The organism is Paraburkholderia tagetis, assembly GCF_022213065.1.
Classification (GTDB): domain Bacteria; phylum Pseudomonadota; class Gammaproteobacteria; order Burkholderiales; family Burkholderiaceae; genus Paraburkholderia; species Paraburkholderia tagetis.
In genome coordinates, this window is the sequence record NZ_JAKLJA010000005.1 from 66,153 (window position 1) to 81,116 (window position 14,964).

At 65.3% G+C, this 14,964-nt stretch carries 13 protein-coding genes; 7 read left to right on the plus strand and 6 right to left on the minus strand.

What is annotated here, in order from left to right:
- Nucleotides 1–103 precede the first annotated feature (103 nt).
- Nucleotides 104–1,402: a lysophospholipid transporter LplT gene (lplT, locus tag L5014_RS09030; RefSeq protein WP_238463292.1), complete on the minus strand. Its 1,299-nt coding sequence runs from the start codon at nt 1,400–1,402 to the stop codon at nt 104–106.
- A gap of 318 nt (nt 1,403–1,720) precedes the next feature.
- Nucleotides 1,721–2,521, minus strand: a complete 801-nt coding sequence (locus tag L5014_RS09035; RefSeq protein ID WP_238463293.1) for an inositol monophosphatase family protein — start codon at nt 2,519–2,521, stop codon at nt 1,721–1,723.
- 386 nt (nt 2,522–2,907) lie between these two features.
- Between L5014_RS09035 and L5014_RS09040 the strand changes: the two genes are divergently transcribed.
- Together L5014_RS09040 and cysE are read left to right on the plus strand one after the other, a co-directional pair.
- Nucleotides 2,908–3,765: an RNA methyltransferase gene (locus L5014_RS09040; RefSeq protein WP_238463490.1), complete on the plus strand. Its 858-nt coding sequence runs from the start codon at nt 2,908–2,910 to the stop codon at nt 3,763–3,765.
- Between the two features lie 244 nt (nt 3,766–4,009).
- The gene (gene cysE, locus L5014_RS09045) at nt 4,010–4,831 is read left to right on the plus strand and encodes a serine O-acetyltransferase (protein ID WP_238463294.1); all 822 of its coding nucleotides are present in this window, start codon (nt 4,010–4,012) and stop codon (nt 4,829–4,831) included.
- Nucleotides 4,832–4,852: 21 nt separating this feature from the next.
- Here the strand turns inward: cysE and L5014_RS09050 are convergent, their stop codons facing one another.
- From L5014_RS09050 to L5014_RS09065, 4 genes are all read right to left on the minus strand, one after another.
- A complete protein-coding gene (locus tag L5014_RS09050) occupies nt 4,853–5,662 on the minus strand; it encodes a UDP-2,3-diacylglucosamine diphosphatase (RefSeq protein WP_238463295.1) in 810 nt (269 codons plus the stop codon).
- Between the two features lie 24 nt (nt 5,663–5,686).
- The gene (locus L5014_RS09055) at nt 5,687–6,181 is read right to left on the minus strand and encodes a peptidylprolyl isomerase (RefSeq protein ID WP_238463296.1); all 495 of its coding nucleotides are present in this window, start codon (nt 6,179–6,181) and stop codon (nt 5,687–5,689) included.
- A gap of 139 nt (nt 6,182–6,320) precedes the next feature.
- Nucleotides 6,321–6,902, minus strand: coding sequence for a peptidylprolyl isomerase (locus tag L5014_RS09060; RefSeq protein ID WP_238463297.1), 582 nt, complete (start codon nt 6,900–6,902; stop codon nt 6,321–6,323).
- A gap of 72 nt (nt 6,903–6,974) precedes the next feature.
- Nucleotides 6,975–7,676 (minus strand): tetratricopeptide repeat protein, encoded by a 702-nt coding sequence (locus tag L5014_RS09065; RefSeq protein ID WP_238463298.1) that lies wholly within the window; start codon nt 7,674–7,676, stop codon nt 6,975–6,977.
- A gap of 312 nt (nt 7,677–7,988) precedes the next feature.
- On the opposite strand from L5014_RS09065, the gene cysS reads away from it, so the two are divergent.
- The 5 genes from cysS to L5014_RS09090 all read left to right on the plus strand — a co-directional run bounded on the left by cysS (nt 7,989) and on the right by L5014_RS09090 (nt 14,860).
- Nucleotides 7,989–9,386: a cysteine--tRNA ligase gene (gene cysS / locus L5014_RS09070; protein WP_238463299.1), complete on the plus strand. Its 1,398-nt coding sequence runs from the start codon at nt 7,989–7,991 to the stop codon at nt 9,384–9,386.
- A 47-nt stretch (nt 9,387–9,433) separates the two neighbouring features.
- Nucleotides 9,434–10,396: a DNA-3-methyladenine glycosylase family protein gene (locus L5014_RS09075; protein WP_238463300.1), complete on the plus strand. Its 963-nt coding sequence runs from the start codon at nt 9,434–9,436 to the stop codon at nt 10,394–10,396.
- 191 nt (nt 10,397–10,587) lie between these two features.
- Nucleotides 10,588–11,559: an acetyl-CoA carboxylase carboxyltransferase subunit alpha gene (locus L5014_RS09080; RefSeq protein WP_238463301.1), complete on the plus strand. Its 972-nt coding sequence runs from the start codon at nt 10,588–10,590 to the stop codon at nt 11,557–11,559.
- Between the two features lie 48 nt (nt 11,560–11,607).
- Nucleotides 11,608–13,074: a tRNA lysidine(34) synthetase TilS gene (gene tilS, locus L5014_RS09085; protein ID WP_238463302.1), complete on the plus strand. Its 1,467-nt coding sequence runs from the start codon at nt 11,608–11,610 to the stop codon at nt 13,072–13,074.
- A 535-nt stretch (nt 13,075–13,609) separates the two neighbouring features.
- Entirely contained in the window at nt 13,610–14,860 is a 1,251-nt protein-coding gene (locus L5014_RS09090) for an aspartate kinase (protein WP_238463303.1), read from the plus strand.
- Nucleotides 14,861–14,964 lie beyond the last annotated feature (104 nt).

The following is a 14,964-nucleotide window of genomic DNA, read 5'->3' on the forward strand; positions in this document are numbered from 1 at the left end:
GGCGTGAGTTTAACCCGCGTCGCGCTCGTGTGACCTTGGCCGGATGGCCAGGCGCGCGCCGCGCTGGTCGACGAGTCAGCCGTAGCGCTTAAAGCGCCGCGGCTCATTCGTCGACCAGCGCCTGCATGTCGACCGCGCGCGCGTTTGCCGCACTGCGCCGCATCGCGAGCCAGATCATCGTGGCGACGAAGATGCCGAACACGACGATGATCCACTGCACCGGCATCTTTGCCGTGAGCAGCAGCGCGTAGGCGCCGAGCATCAATAGCACGGCGAGATTCTGGTTGAAGTTCTGCACCGCGATCGAGTGGCCCGCTGAGAGCAGCGTCGCGCCGCGGTGCTGGAGCAGTGCGTTCATTGGCACGATGAAAAAGCCCGCAAGCGTGCCGAGCAGGACCATCAGCGGATACGCGAAGAGCAGGTAGAAAGGCATGACGAACGTGCCGAAGCGCACGCCTTCGCCCGCCGGAAAGAGCCCCTTGCTGTAGAACGCCATCGCCACGGCCACCGCGCCGCACAGCACGCCCACGGGCAGCACGCGCAATGACGCGCGCAGTGACACCCAGGCGGCCGCTGCAGCCGCACCCAGTGCGATGCCGAGTCCGGTCACGCCTTGCATCACGGCCGCTTTCGAGAGCGAGAGGCCGAGATTCGCGTCGGCCCACTTGAGCACGAGCAGTTGCAGCGTGACTGCGGCGCCCCACATGAGCGTCGTCACCCACAGCGCGATCTGCGCGAGCTTGTCGGCCCACAGCACGTTGAAGCAGTGCGTGAAGTCGCCCACGAGGCGGGCCGGCTCCTTGAGTCGGTTCTCGTAGCGCGCGCCGGTATCGGGAATGCCGAAGTTGATGAGCGCCGCGAGCGCATAGGTGAGCATCACCGCGAGCATCGCGAGGTCGGCGGCCGAATGGATGAGCGGCATCGGATGATGCGCGACGAAACGCTCTGCATAGGTCGAGACGAGCGCGCCGCCCATCATCGTGCCGACGATCGTCGAGAGCACCGTGGCCGATTCGAGCCACGCGTTCGCCGCAACGAGTTTTTCGGCGGGTAGCAATTCGGTGAGGATTCCATACTTTGCGGGCGAGTAAGCCGCAGCGCCGAAGCCGACCACGCCATAGGCGATCATCGGGTGCACGCCCGCGATCATCAGCAGGCAGCCAACCGCCTTGAGCGCGTTCGAGATGAACATCACATGGCGCTTTTGCAGCGCGTCGGCGAAGGCGCCGACGAACGGTGCGAGCAATACGTAAGAGATCGTGAAAAAGATCTGCAGGAGCGGCGTGACCCAGGCCGGCGACGAGATCACCGTGAGCAGCGCGATTGCCGCAATCAGGAGCGCGTTGTCGGCGAGCGACGAAACGAACTGCGCGGCGATGATCGTGTAGAAGCCTTTCTTCATCGCGGGGTGGATCTGCGGGGTGGTTCTGTTTATGGAGCCAAAACAGGCGGTCAGGGCAGTGGCCTGGCTGGCGCGTCGCGTCGTGCCATGCTGTGCCACACGAAACAAAAAAGCGGCCGAAGCCGCTTGACTCGTCGGGGCGGGCGGGGCGTCACGCCCAGTGCCTGCGATCCCGTTGCAACGCCATGAGATCAGCTTGGCTGCGCTCCCGGCGATTGTGACATGCGCGGCCGCGTGTTGCAGCAGCCCGCACAGGAGCGTCCACCCTGCGCATGGTTACGCGCAATTACGGCGAGGCGCGCCTGTTCTGCCCGGCCTTCAGGCTTCCTTCTTTACGCGCGTGTATTTCGTGAGGATGGGCACCATCTGCGCGTAGATCTTCGGGTTGCCCGCGACGACTTCGCCCACGCGCAGGAAGTCCGAATCGCCCGTGTAGTTGCCGATCAGGCCACCCGCTTCCGTCACGAGCAGGCCGCCCGCAGCCACGTCCCACGGATTGAGGCCTTGCTCGAAGAAGCCGTCCATGCGGCCCGCGGCGACGTTCGCGAGATCGAGCGCGGCGGCGCCCGGGCGGCGCAGGCCGGCGCAGGCGTTGGTCATCTCGGCGAAGAGTTCGCAGTAGCTCTCGAGGCCGTCCTTTTCGCGGAACGGGAAGCCGGTGCCGATCAGGCCGTCGGCGAGACGGTCGCGACGGCCCACGCGGATACGGCGGTCGTTCAGGAATGCGCCGCGGCCGCGCGAGGCGGTGAAGAGATCGTTGCGCGTGGGATCGTAGACCACGGCCTGCGTGACGATGCCCTTGTGCGCGAGCGCGATCGAGACGCAGTAGTACTGGAAGCCGTGGATAAAGTTGGTCGTGCCGTCGAGCGGATCGATGATCCACTGGAATTCCGATTCGTTCGCGGAGTGGCCGGATTCTTCGGCGAGGATTGCGTGATCGGGGTAGGAGGTCTTGAGCGTGTCGATGATGGCCGCTTCAGCCGCCTTGTCGACCTCCGTGACGAAATCGTTATGCTGCTTCTTCGAAACCTGGATGAGGTCGAGGTCGAGCGACGCGCGGTTGATGATCTGTCCGGCGCGGCGCGCGGCCTTGACAGCGATGTTGAGCATGGGATGCATGAGCCTGGATCCTTGTTATCGGGCGCTCGCGAGCATGCGGCGCGCCAGTGGTGCAAAAGATAAAAGCGTCTAACGATTGGACAGGGCGCGAGCCGGGGCGGCTTGCGGGTCCTGTCCCGCCAACGGAGACGAATTGGATAAGAACGGTGCGCGGCGGCCTTGCCGGCCGGCATTGCGGGCTGCCAGAAAGCGACCCGTAATGTTCGACGCGCGAATGTCGTTATTTTACCCGAGTCTGCGTTGCTCGGGCTCCCGTGAGGGCGCTTTCGTGCGGGAAGCGGATGCGCAGCATATCGCCGGGCGGCCGAGGCGCGCTACCATAGATGCTTCCCTTACGCTGTCGTCAGAGATTCATCTTGGTGCACCCCGACTCACACGTTTCCTCCATTCACCCGGCCGCCGCGTCGGCATCCGCGTCGCCGGCCGGCGACGCTCATGAGCCGTTGCGCGGCGGCTTCACCTCTACGCGTTTCGTGCTGGTCGAGCCGAGCCATCCGGGCAACGTCGGCGCCGCGGCGCGCGCGCTGAAGACCATGGGCTTCTCGCGGCTCGTGCTGGTCGCGCCACGCGTGCCGCAGGTCCATTGCGACCCGGAAGCCATCGCGATGGCGAGCGGCGCCGACGACGTGCTCGCCGCCGCCCACATCGTCCCGACGCTGGCCGATGCCCTCGTGGGCGCGCAATGGTCGCTCGCGCTCACGGCGCGCACGCGCGAATACGGGCCGCCGCCGGGCGCGCCGCGTCAGGCGGTGCAGGATGCCTGCCGCCAGGTCGCGCACGGCGATATCGCGCTTGTGTTCGGCAACGAGCGCACCGGGCTTTCGAACGACGACGTCGAGCGCTGCAGCGCGCTTGCCCACATCCCGGCCAATCCGGCCTATAGCTCGCTCAATCTCGGGCAGGCGGTGCAGGTGCTGGCCTACGAATTGCGGCTTGCCTATCTCGGCGAGGGTGAACCCGGCGCGGCATCGTCGGCATCGTCGGGAGCGGCGATAGGGGAGGCGCCGGGAGGGCCGGCCCCGGGCACCCCGCTCGCCACGAGCGATGACATCGAGCGCATGTACGTGCACCTGGAGAACGCGCTGATTGCGCTGGATTTTCTGGATCCCGCCAATCCGAAGAAGCTGATGTCGCGCTTGCGCCGACTCTTCGCGCGCTCGGGGCTCGAGCGCGAGGAGGTCAACATCGTGCGCGGCATCGCCAAGCACATCCTGATGCTCAAGGGCAAGGAAGGCGGGAAGTAGGCCGGTAGAGACGTCAAGGTACGCGAGGGCCTACAGCAAGGCCGGTAGCGTCCGGCGGACCACTGCGTCGCGTCCCAACCTTGATGCCCGCGGGGGCTTCCAGGCTTGCGCGCGCCTTTCGCCTACAATCGATTCCTGATCGTAAGTAAATCAGCGCGGCTGCTAACGCCGCGCACGAGCCGCGCGCTACATGTGACGCCCGGTCGTTTCCCACCATGTTCCTCACGTCCAGCGTGTGACAGCCATGTTCAAGAGACTTCGCGAAGACATCGCCACGATCCGCGAGCGCGATCCCGCCGCCCGCAGCGCCTGGGAAGTCTTGACCTGTTATCCGGGTCTGCATGCGCTCGTCCTCCATCGCTTCGCTCATGCCTGCTGGCGCGCGAAGCGCCGCTGGCTCGCACGCTATGTCTCGCAGGTCGCGCGCTTTTTGACCGGCATCGAGATTCACCCGGGCGCGACCATCGGGCGGCGTGTGTTCATCGATCACGGCATGGGCGTCGTGATTGGCGAGACCGCGGAGGTCGGCGACGACTGCACGATCTACCAGGGCGTGACGCTCGGCGGCACGTCGCTCACGCGTGGTGCGAAGCGCCACCCGACGCTCGGCCCCGGGGTGATCGTGGGTGCGGGTGCAAAGGTGCTGGGCGGCTTCACGGTGGGCGCTCAGGCGAAGATCGGCTCGAACGCGGTGGTCGTGAAGCCGGTGCCCGCGGGCGGCACCGCCGTGGGCAATCCCGCGCGGATCATCGCACCCGCGAAGACCGCACCCGAGCAGGCCAGGCCGGCGACGGCGCGTGAGGGGTTCTGCGCTTACGGCATCACGCCGAATGCCGACGATCCCGTGTCGCTTGCGATCCACGGCCTGATCGATCATGCCGCCACGCAGACGCAGCGCGTGGATGCGATCGCCGCTGCGCTCGAGCGGCTGGGTGCGCGACTCGAGGCACTACAGGGCGCCGACGCAGCGCTCGCGGAACTGCGCAGGCTCTCGGAGGGGCTGGAGGGCGGGGCGGCGTCGCTCGAGCCCGAAAGCGCGCAAGAGCAAGCTGCGGCGCGCGTTTGAGTTTCGCCATCAATATCGATCTCAATCGAGCGGCAACATCCTGAACCCCTCGGCGTCGACGCGCAGATAACCACCGCGCGGCGGCTTGCCATGATCGAGATCCCAGTCGGGCAGCACCCAGCGTGTGCCGCCGGGTTCCTGGTGCCGCGCGGGGCGATGCGTGTGCCCATGAATGATTGCGTTCGCGCGCGCGCGTTTGAAGAGCGTTGCAACGCCCTTGGCGGTGACGTCGTATTTCGGCAGGGCGGGCCGCTCGCGGCCGGCCTCGCTCTTGCTGCGCATGCGCTCGGCGAGCGCGCGGCGCCAGCGCAACGGCCACGCGAGAAAGAGCCATTGCGCGAGATGGTTGCGCGCGAAACGGCGAAAGAATTGATAGCCGTGGTCGTCGGTGCACAGGGCGTCGCCGTGTGCGAGCGCGATGCGCGTGCCGAACGCGGTGATGGCGATGGGGTCGGGCAGCCAGATGGCGCCCGTGGCTTTCATGAAACGCCTGCCTAGCAGGAAGTCGCGGTTGCCGTGCATGATGTAGAGCGCGATGCCGCGCTCGGAGAGCGTACGCATCAGCGCGGTCATGCGCGCGACGAACGGATCGGCGAGCATGTCGTCGCCGATCCAGTATTCGAAGAGGTCGCCGAGAATGAACACCGAGTCGGCCTGATCGGCCGTGACGCTGATGAAATGCTCGAACGCGGCGACCGTGCGCGGAATCGCCACGCTCAAGTGCAGGTCGGAGATGAAGAAGAACGGGCGCGCCGCGTGCGGGCGCTTGCCCTCGCCGGGCACGCCCGCAGCGGCTAGTCCTGGTCCGTGTAGTGCCTTTTCCTGCCACATGAATGAAGCACGCGCCTCTTGACGTTATTCGACGACGACAGCCTTCTCGATCACGACGTCGTCGACCGGCACGTCCTGATGAAAGCCCTTCGAGCCCGTCTTGACCTTGCGGATCTTGTCGACCACGTCCTGGCCTTCGACGACCTTGCCGAACACGGCGTAGCCCCAGCCTTGCGGCGTCGGCGACGAGTGGTTCAGGAAGTCGTTGTCGGCGACGTTGATGAAGAACTGTGCCGATGCCGAGTGCGGATCGTTGGTGCGCGCCATGGCGATCGAGCCGCGCTCGTTCTTCAGGCCGTTGTTTGCTTCGTTTTCGATCGGTGCCTGGGTGGGCTTTTGCTGCATGCCGGCTTCGAAGCCGCCGCCCTGGATCATGAAGCCGTCGATAACGCGGTGGAACACCGTGCCGTCGTAGTGGCCGCTCTTCACGTAGTTGAGGAAGTTGGCGACCGTCTTCGGTGCCTTCTCGGCGTTCAGTTCGAGCTTGATGACGCCGTGGTTCGTGTGCAGTTCGACCATGATGGATCCTTAGTCTGAGGCTTGGGGGGAAAGGGCGGCGCGGCATCGGTCCGAGGCGGGGCAGCTTGCCGCTCGCGTGTACCGTTGCCGCGCCGCGCGACGAATAGCGAGGCAGGTTTGCGACGAGTGGATTTCGGAGTTACTTGCCGACGACGGTGGCCGACTGGATCACGATTTCCTTTTGCGGCACGTCGGCCATCGGGCCGCGCGTGGTGGTGGGCGCCGCTTCGATCTTCTTCACGACATCCATGCCCTGGGTGACCTTGCCGAACACCGCGTAGCCGTTGCCGTCCGGGTTCGGATAGTCGAGGCCGGCGTTGTCGACGGTATTGATGAAGAACTGCGCCGTGGCCGAGTTCGGGTCGCTCGTGCGCGCCATCGCGAGGGTGCCGGTGAGATTCTTCAGGCCGCTCTTGCTCTCGAGCGGGATGGGCGCGCGCGTGGGCTTCTCGACGAAGCTCGTCGTATAGCCGCCGCCCTGGATCATGAAGCCGCGGATCACGCGATGGAAGATCGTGCCGTTGTACTGGTTGGCCTTCACGTACTGGAGGAAGTTCTCGACGGTCTTGGGCGCCTTCTCGGGATAGAGCTCGACGCGGATGTCGCCTTCACTGGTCTTGAAGAGCACCTGCGGATGCGCGGCCTGCTGGCCGGTTTGCGCAAAGGCGGGCGCGTTCGCGATCAGGGCGGCGCTGCCGAGCGCCAACATCAACCATTTCATGAGTGTCCTCGGAAATACGGGGGAAAACCTGGTCGCAGCGCGCCGCAGAATGGGTCCGAAGCGCGCCGCGGCTTAGTGCGAAGGCGCCACGAAGGGCGGCGTCGCGAGCGACCCGGTCGGGCCGCCGAACTGATACACCGGATTATCGAGCATCGGGCGCACACGCGTCTCGCCCGCTTCCGTTGCGGCTGCGCTCTTTGCTTTCTTCTGCACAGCTGGCGGATTGACGATCTTCTCGATGTCGGCGAGGCGCTGCTGCGTCGCGCCGCTCGTGCGGCCGAGCTTGCTCGCGCGGCGGTACGACGCGTCGGCCATGCGCAGGTACAGATCGCCCAGGTTTTCCCATGCGAGGCTGTACGACGGGTTGGCCTTCGTGGCCGTCTCGAGCGCGATGCGCGCCTCGTCGTAGCGGCCATGTTTCGCGTAGAGCGCCGCGAGATTGTTATAAGGCTCGGGCAGCTCGGGGTACGCCTGCGTGAGTTCGGTGAAGGCTTCGATTGCGTCGTCGTCGCGGCCGAGGCGCGCGAGGATGGTCGCGCGCTTGAACTTCGCCTGCACGTCGCGCGGATTCGACTTGATGCGCGCGTCCAGCTCCGTGAGCGCTGCCGCCCAGTTGTGCTCGGCGATCGCCGTGTCGGCGCCGGGCGTGCCGTCAGCCGTGGCGGGCGGCGCCGCATGCGCTGCAAACGCGCCGCCGAAGACGAACGCGACGCTCGCGAGAGCTGCCGCTGCAAAGGTCGCAGCGCGGGGCGCGCAGCCGCTGGAAGATTTCATAGGGGAAGGTCGCGGTGTTATACTCCGAGCCATTCTAACAAAAGGTCTGTGCGTTTTCGTCGCGCGCTTTTGGCCGCATGCCGGATGGGTGCCTGCTCCGGTTCATCGCGGCTCTTGCGGTCGGCTCCGGAGCGTGGTTTCCGGGCGGCATTTGCGACACGCCAGGCTTTCTTTCGCTACTCGTGGTCGTCTCCGCCCTGATGACTGATTGAGCGCGACTGTACTCAGCCTCGATCAACGCGATGCTTTTTACTTGCGGGCTGCTGTCGGCGCTGTCGCGGATTTCTTTCGACCCACGTATCCATTGCCTCTATGGAATCACTGCGCATCTACAACACGCTCGCGCGTGACAAGCAAAATTTCGTGCCAATCGAGCCCGGCGTCGTACGCATGTATGTCTGTGGGATGACGGTGTACGACTATTGTCATGTGGGCCATGCGCGTGTGATGGTGATGTTCGACATCGTGCAGCGCTGGCTGCGCACGCTCGGCTACAAGGTCACCTATGTGCGCAATATCACCGACATCGACGACAAGATCATTCGTCGCGCGGTGGAAAATGGCGAAACGATCAAATCGCTCACCGACCGTTTCATCGATGCGCTCCATGAAGACGCCGATGCGCTCGGCGTCGAGCGCCCCGATCTCGAGCCGCGCGCGACGCAGTATATTCCGCAGATGCTCGACATGATCGGCATGCTCGAAAGCAACGGCTACGCCTACCAGGGCACGGATGGCGACGTGAATTACGCGGTGCGCAAGTTCGCGAATTACGGCGCGCTTTCGGGCAAGTCCATCGAGGATCTGCGCGCGGGCGAACGCGTGGCGGCGAACGACGCCAAGCAGGATCCGCTCGACTTCGTGCTGTGGAAGCAGGCGAAGGCGGAAGAGCCGGCCGACACGAGCTGGGATTCGAAGTACGGGCGCGGCCGTCCGGGCTGGCACATCGAATGTTCTGCAATGGGCTGTTCGCTACTCGGCAAGCATTTCGATATTCATGGCGGCGGTCAGGATCTGCAGTTTCCGCACCATGAGAACGAGATTGCGCAAAGCGAAGGTGCGACCGGCGAGAAGTTCGTCAATTACTGGATGCACAACGGTTTCGTGCAGATCGACAACGAGAAGATGTCGAAGTCGCTCGGCAACTTCTTCACGATCCGCGAAGTGCTTGCGAAGTACGACGCGGAAGTGGTGCGCTTTTTTATGGCGCGCGCGCATTATCGTTCTCCGCTCAACTACAGCGACGTGCATCTCGACGATGCGCGCAACGCGCTCACGCGTCTGTACACGGCGCTCAAGGATGTGAGCCCGGATACGGGCGAACTCGACTGGAGCGAGGCGCACGCGCAGCGTTTCCAGGCGGCGATGAATGACGACTTCAATACGCCTGTCGCCATCTCGGTGCTGTTCGAGTTGGCCACCGAAGTGAATCGCTCGCGCGACGCTGTGCTGGCGCGTCAGTTGCAGCGCCTTGGGCGCGTGCTTGGCGTGCTCGTGCGCGAGCCGCGCGCATTCCTCCAGCAGGCCGCGGGCGCGCAGGATGCGAGCGCGCTCGACGTGGCCGCAATCGAGGCGAAGATTGCGGCTCGCACAGCCGCGAAGCAGGCGAAACAGTATGCGGAGGCGGACCGGATCCGGGCCGAACTGCTCGATGCCGGTGTCGCGCTCGAAGACAAACCGGGCGGGTTGACCGAGTGGCGCCGCGTGTAAGCGGGCTGTCCAGTTTCCACTGATCGATTCGCGAGGCAGGAGGCAGGATGGCAACGGCCACGAAGACGCAGGCGAGGCGCGCTGCGTCGCTAACGGGCGCGGCAGGCGAGGCCAAGAGGCGCGCCGCGCGCAGTGGTGCCTTGAAGGCGCAGCAGGAAGGCGACGCCGCCATGGTCGACGGCGCGAAGAAGGCTGGCGCGAAGGCGCAGGCGGAGCATCGCGTGCCTAATGGCGCGGACAAAGCGGGGGCGGACAAAGCGAGTGCCGCAAAGCCGGCGCGCGCGAAGGGCAATGGCGCGCTCGACGGCGCCGTGCCGATGGCGCACTCGCTGCCCGAGGGTCACGCATCCGGCGAAGGTGCGCAGGCGCTGTCGGTTGCCGCGCGCAGCAGCGAGCCGGAGGTGGTGCGCCCCGATTACTGGGACAAGGCCTGCGCGGATCTCGTCAAGCGCGACCGCATCCTCAAGAAGCTGATCCCGAAGTTCGGCCCTGTGCATCTCATGAGCAGCGACGATCCGTTCGTCACGCTCGCGCGCTCGGTGGTCGGTCAGCAGATTTCGACGGCAGCGGCCCAGGCATTGTGGCAGCGCGTCGAGACCGCATGTCCGAAGCTCGTGCCGCAGCAGTTCATCAAGCTCGGGCACGAAAAGCTGGCGGCGTGCGGCCTATCGAAGCGCAAGACGGAATACATCCTCGATCTCGCGCAGCACTTCGTGTCCGGCGCGCTCCACGTGGGCAAGTGGACCAGCATGGACGACGATGACGTGATCGCCGAGCTCACGGCGATTCGCGGCATCGGGCGCTGGACCGCCGAGATGTTCCTGATCTTCAATCTGGCGCGTCCGAACGTGCTGCCGCTGGACGACCTCGGGCTCATCCAGGCAATCAGCGTCAACTATTTCAGCGGCGAGCCGGTCACGCGCAGCGAAGCCCGCGAAGTCGCGGCCAATTGGGAGCCGTGGCGAACCGTCGCAACCTGGTATATGTGGCGCAGCCTCGAGCCGTCGTGAAAAGCGGCGCTCCCCAGCCGCCGCGCAACCGGCGCGCGGCGTTACTGGCCCCGATTCCGGATCGATGCGGTGGCTTCCGGTTTCTCCAGCTATTTTCTATCGTTATTCGAATTCGATAGTTCTGTTCCGACTTCGACGTCGGCCGACGCGGTTAGAATACGCGCTGCCGCAAAGTGCAAGGATTCCAACACATGAAAACCACGTTTCTGGATTTCGAGCAGCCGATCGCTGAACTCGAAGCGAAGATTGAAGAACTGCGCTTCGTTCAGGACGATTCGGCCGTCGATATTTCGGAAGAGATCGAGCGGCTGTCGAAGAAAAGCCAGCTGCTCACGAAGGACCTCTACGCGAACCTGAGCCCGTGGCAGGTTTCGCAGATCGCGCGTCATCCGCAGCGTCCGTATACGCTCGACTACGTGCACGAGTTGTTCACCGATTTCCACGAACTCCATGGCGACCGCGCATATGCGGACGACCTCTCGATCGTCGGCGGTCTCGCGCGCTTCAATGGCCAGGCCTGCATGGTGATCGGCCAGCAGAAGGGCCGCGACACGAAGGAGCGCGCCGCGCGCAACTTCGGCATGCCGCGCCCGGAAGGCTATCGCAAGGCCGAGCGCCTGATGCGCCTCGCCGAAAAATTCGGCCTGCCCATCTTCACGTTCGTCGACACCCCGGGCGCCTACCCGGGCATCGGCGCGGAAGAGCGCGGCCAGTCGGAAGCCATCGGTCGCAATCTCTACGTGATGGCCGAGCTCAAGACGCCCATCATCACGACGATCATCGGCGAAGGCGGTTCGGGCGGCGCGCTCGCGATCGCCGTGGCCGACACGGTCATGATGCTGCAGTTCTCGACGTATTCCGTGATTTCGCCGGAAGGCTGCGCGTCGATTCTGTGGAAGAGCGCCGCCAAGGCGCCCGATGCCGCCGAAGCGCTGGGTCTCACCGCGCATCGCCTCAAGGCGCTGGGCCTGATCGACAAGATCGTGAACGAGCCGCTCGGCGGCGCGCATCGCGACCCGAAGGGCATGGCCGCACTCCTGCGCCGCGCGCTCTCCGACTCGCTGCGCCAGTTCCAGGGCATGAGCATCGCCGACCTGAAGGCGCGTCGCTACGAGCGCCTGATGGAGTACGGCAAATTCAAGGAAACGACGCCGGGCGCGTAAGCGCGCGACGTCGCTGACGTGAGCCGGCGCGAGAAGCGCCGTCATGCCGTGACCGACCATCCCCAATCCGACGCCGGGCGCATCGTTCTCGATACGCTCGGCGTTGTGCTTTCCACGCTTCCTGCCGATGCGCGCGTGGCAATCGCGTTCAGCGGCGGCCTCGACTCGTCGGTGCTGCTCGATGCGGCGGTGCGCACGGCGGGGGCGGCGCGGCTCGTCGCGCTGCATGTGCATCACGGGCTAAGTCAGAATGCCGATCAGTGGCTCGCGCATTGCGAGGCGACGGCGCACGCGTATGGCGTGGCGTTCGACGCACGCCGCGTGGTGCTCGCGCGCGACGACGCGGCGGGCGTGGAGGCGGCGGCACGCGACGTGCGCTACCGCGCGCTCGATGCGATGTGCGCCGCGCATGGCGCGCAGTCGCTGTGGCTTGCACAACATGCCGACGATCAAGCCGAAACTGTCTTGCTGCAATTGCTGCGCGGCGCGGGGCTGGCGGGGCTCGCCGCAATGGCGCCGGCGCGTGAGATGGCGGGCGGTGCGTCGCGTGTGCGGCCTTTGCTGAATTTGTTGCGCGCACAACTGGAACGCTATGCGCATGCCTATCGCCTGCACTGGATCGAGGACGAATCGAACGCGGACACGCGCTATGCCCGTAACGCATTGCGCCACGACGTGCTGCCCGCACTTTCCGCGCATTTCCCCGGCTTTCGCGATGCGCTCGCGCGCACGGCCGCGCATGCCGCTTCCGCGCAGCGTCTGCTCGACGATCTCGCTCAGATCGATCTGAGCGAAGCCGGCCACGATGATGCCGGCACGCTCTCGCATGCCGGGCTCGTCGCACTCGACGACGCGCGTGCGCTCAATCTGCTGCGCTGCTGGATGCGCTCTCTCGGCTTGCCTGCCGCGTCGACAGCGCGGCTCGCCGACGCGCTGCGCCAGTTGCGTGAGATCGCGCGCGAGGGCGAGGGCCACGCGCTGCGGGTCGATCACGCCGGACGCACGCTGCGTTGCTACCGGGGCCGCGTGTTCTGGGGGGCGTCGCGGGCCGAAGCGGTGCCTGCTGGCGCAGTGGGCGCGGCAATGAACACAGCAGCGGGCGAGGGCGCCGGACGTGAGCCCGTGGGCCTGAACTGGCACGGCGAGGAAGTCTGGCGCCTGCCGCAATGGCATGGCAGCTATGTTTTCGCGCCTGCCGATGCCAGCGACCCCGATGCCGTACCCGAAAGCGTGTTGCGCGGTGGCCCGCTCGTTGCCCGTGCCCGCGAGGGCGGGGAGCGACTGCGCGACGAGGCGGCGAATGTGAGCCGCACGCTGAAAAACCTGTTCCAGGCGCGTGGCGTGCCAGCATGGGAGCGCGATGTGCCGCTGCTTTACGTCGGCGAGACGCTGCTGTTCGTGCCCCGGATTGGGGTGAATCATTCGGCGTTGGGTGCGCAAGGCGGTGTGCCGGACGAAGCCCATGCGCCACGCTGGCGGCGCATCGAATGGCGCGAGGATCTGCTGATCGCGTAAGCGGCGGGGCGCCTCCCGGGCATTGGAGGGGGCGTTCCCTGGAGTATCCAAAGTGCGCTTCAGAGGACCTTCAGAAGTGCGCGATACGACAAACGCCACGTCCCAAAGTGCAGGCGTGCGTGCAAATCCCGCCCGGAGTGCGTGCCGAACCCGCGCAAATCCTTGCCGCACAAGCCTTTTTCGCTCCCTGCGGCCCAATTTCACCTTGTAATTTTGACCTTGATCGGGTAGGGTAACTTGTTTGTCCAGCCCGCTTTTTCGCGTTCACGGACGCCGTCAAAAGCGGCGCATGCCGTGTCAGGGCGCGATGTCTCCTTCCAGCGGTATCCGACGATTGCAAGGACGTCGTAGCGGTATGCGGGCAGGGCGCGCGAGCGCGTATCAGCGTCTCCACGATGCCGATGCGGCTGCCTCGCGGCCGCCCGGGCAAACTCCGCGTGTGCTGCACGCGCCAAGCCTCCAAGCGGTCTGAACGGTACCGGGCGGAGCCGTCTTCGGTGCGCCAGCGCGGTAACATCTCCAGTTCAGAACGACAATGGCACTCATCGTACACAAATACGGCGGCACCTCGATGGGCTCGGTGGAGCGCATCAAGAACGTTGCCAAGCGCGTCGCCAAATGGCACAAGGCCGGTCACAAGATGGTCGTCGTGCCCTCGGCGATGTCCGGCGAAACCAATCGCCTGCTCGGGCTCGCGAAAGAGATTTCGCCGCAGCCTAGCCCGCGCGAGCTCGACATGATTGCGTCGACCGGCGAACAGGTGAGCGTCGGTCTGCTGTCGATCGCGCTGCAGGAAGCCGGCGTGGACGCCATCAGCTATACCGGCTGGCAAGTGCCGGTCAAAACCGACAGCTCCTTCACCAAGGCGCGCATCAACGACATCGACGGCGAGCGCGTGCTGGCCGACCTCGATGCCGGCAAGGTGGTCGTGATCACGGGCTTCCAGGGCATCGATCCGGAAGGCCACATCACCACGCTCGGCCGCGGCGGCTCGGATACCTCGGCAGTCGCGGTTGCGGCTGCGCTGGAGGCCGACGAATGCCTTATCTACACCGACGTGGACGGCGTCTACACCACCGACCCGCGCGTGGTGGACGACGCGCGCCGGCTCGATCGCATCACGTTCGAAGAAATGCTGGAAATGGCCAGCCTCGGGTCGAAGGTGCTGCAGATCCGCTCGGTGGAATTCGCAGGCAAGTATCGGGTGAAGACGCGCGTGCTCTCCAGCCTGACCGATCCGGCGATGAACCTCGACGAGGAAATGAAGTCGGGCACCCTGATTACCTTTGAAGAAGACGAGACCATGGAAAAAGCAGTCATCTCGGGTATCGCGTTCCAGCGCGACGAGGCCCGTATCATCGTGATGGGCGTGCCCGACAAGCCGGGCATCGCGTATCAGATCCTCGGCCCGGTGGCGGACGCGAACATCGACGTCGACATGATCATCCAGAACCAGAGCGTAGCCGGCAAGACCGACTTCACGTTCACGGTTGGCCGCGGCGACTATCAGCGCGCGATGGACATCCTCACGAACCAGGTGAAGGGTCACGTGAGCGCCGAGCAGGTGCTGGGCGACGCGAAGGTCTCGAAGGTGTCGGTGGTCGGCGTGGGCATGCGTTCACACGTGGGCGTGGCAAGCAAGATGTTCCGCACGCTTTCGGAAGAGGGCATCAACATCCAGATGATTTCGACTTCCGAAATCAAGATCTCGGTGCTGATCGACGAGAAGTACATGGAGTTGGCAGTCCGTGCGCTGCACAAGGTGTTCGAGCTCGAGCAAGCCTGAACGCGGGCCGTGTGATGCGGGTATGACGCGGGGCGTGACAGAGAGGTTCCGGTAGCGAGCAACCACGAAAACTGCCTGTTTTTGTGGAGGATTCTGAGGCTCGA

Excerpts from the sequence above, each read along its gene's own strand:
- lplT (WP_238463292.1), bottom strand. The coding sequence starts at position 1,402 with ATGAAGAAAGGCTTCTACACGATCATCGCCGCGCAGTTCGTTTCGTCG.
- L5014_RS09035 (WP_238463293.1), bottom strand. The coding sequence starts at position 2,521 with ATGCATCCCATGCTCAACATCGCTGTCAAGGCCGCGCGCCGCGCCGGA.
- cysE (WP_238463294.1), top strand. The coding sequence starts at position 4,010 with ATGTTCAAGAGACTTCGCGAAGACATCGCCACGATCCGCGAGCGCGAT.
- L5014_RS09050 (WP_238463295.1), bottom strand. The coding sequence starts at position 5,662 with ATGTGGCAGGAAAAGGCACTACACGGACCAGGACTAGCCGCTGCGGGC.
- L5014_RS09055 (WP_238463296.1), bottom strand. The coding sequence starts at position 6,181 with ATGGTCGAACTGCACACGAACCACGGCGTCATCAAGCTCGAACTGAAC.
- L5014_RS09060 (WP_238463297.1), bottom strand. The coding sequence starts at position 6,902 with ATGAAATGGTTGATGTTGGCGCTCGGCAGCGCCGCCCTGATCGCGAAC.
- L5014_RS09065 (WP_238463298.1), bottom strand. The coding sequence starts at position 7,676 with ATGAAATCTTCCAGCGGCTGCGCGCCCCGCGCTGCGACCTTTGCAGCG.
- cysS (WP_238463299.1), top strand. The coding sequence starts at position 7,989 with ATGGAATCACTGCGCATCTACAACACGCTCGCGCGTGACAAGCAAAAT.
- L5014_RS09075 (WP_238463300.1), top strand. The coding sequence starts at position 9,434 with ATGGCAACGGCCACGAAGACGCAGGCGAGGCGCGCTGCGTCGCTAACG.
- L5014_RS09080 (WP_238463301.1), top strand. The coding sequence starts at position 10,588 with ATGAAAACCACGTTTCTGGATTTCGAGCAGCCGATCGCTGAACTCGAA.
- L5014_RS09090 (WP_238463303.1), top strand. The coding sequence starts at position 13,610 with ATGGCACTCATCGTACACAAATACGGCGGCACCTCGATGGGCTCGGTG.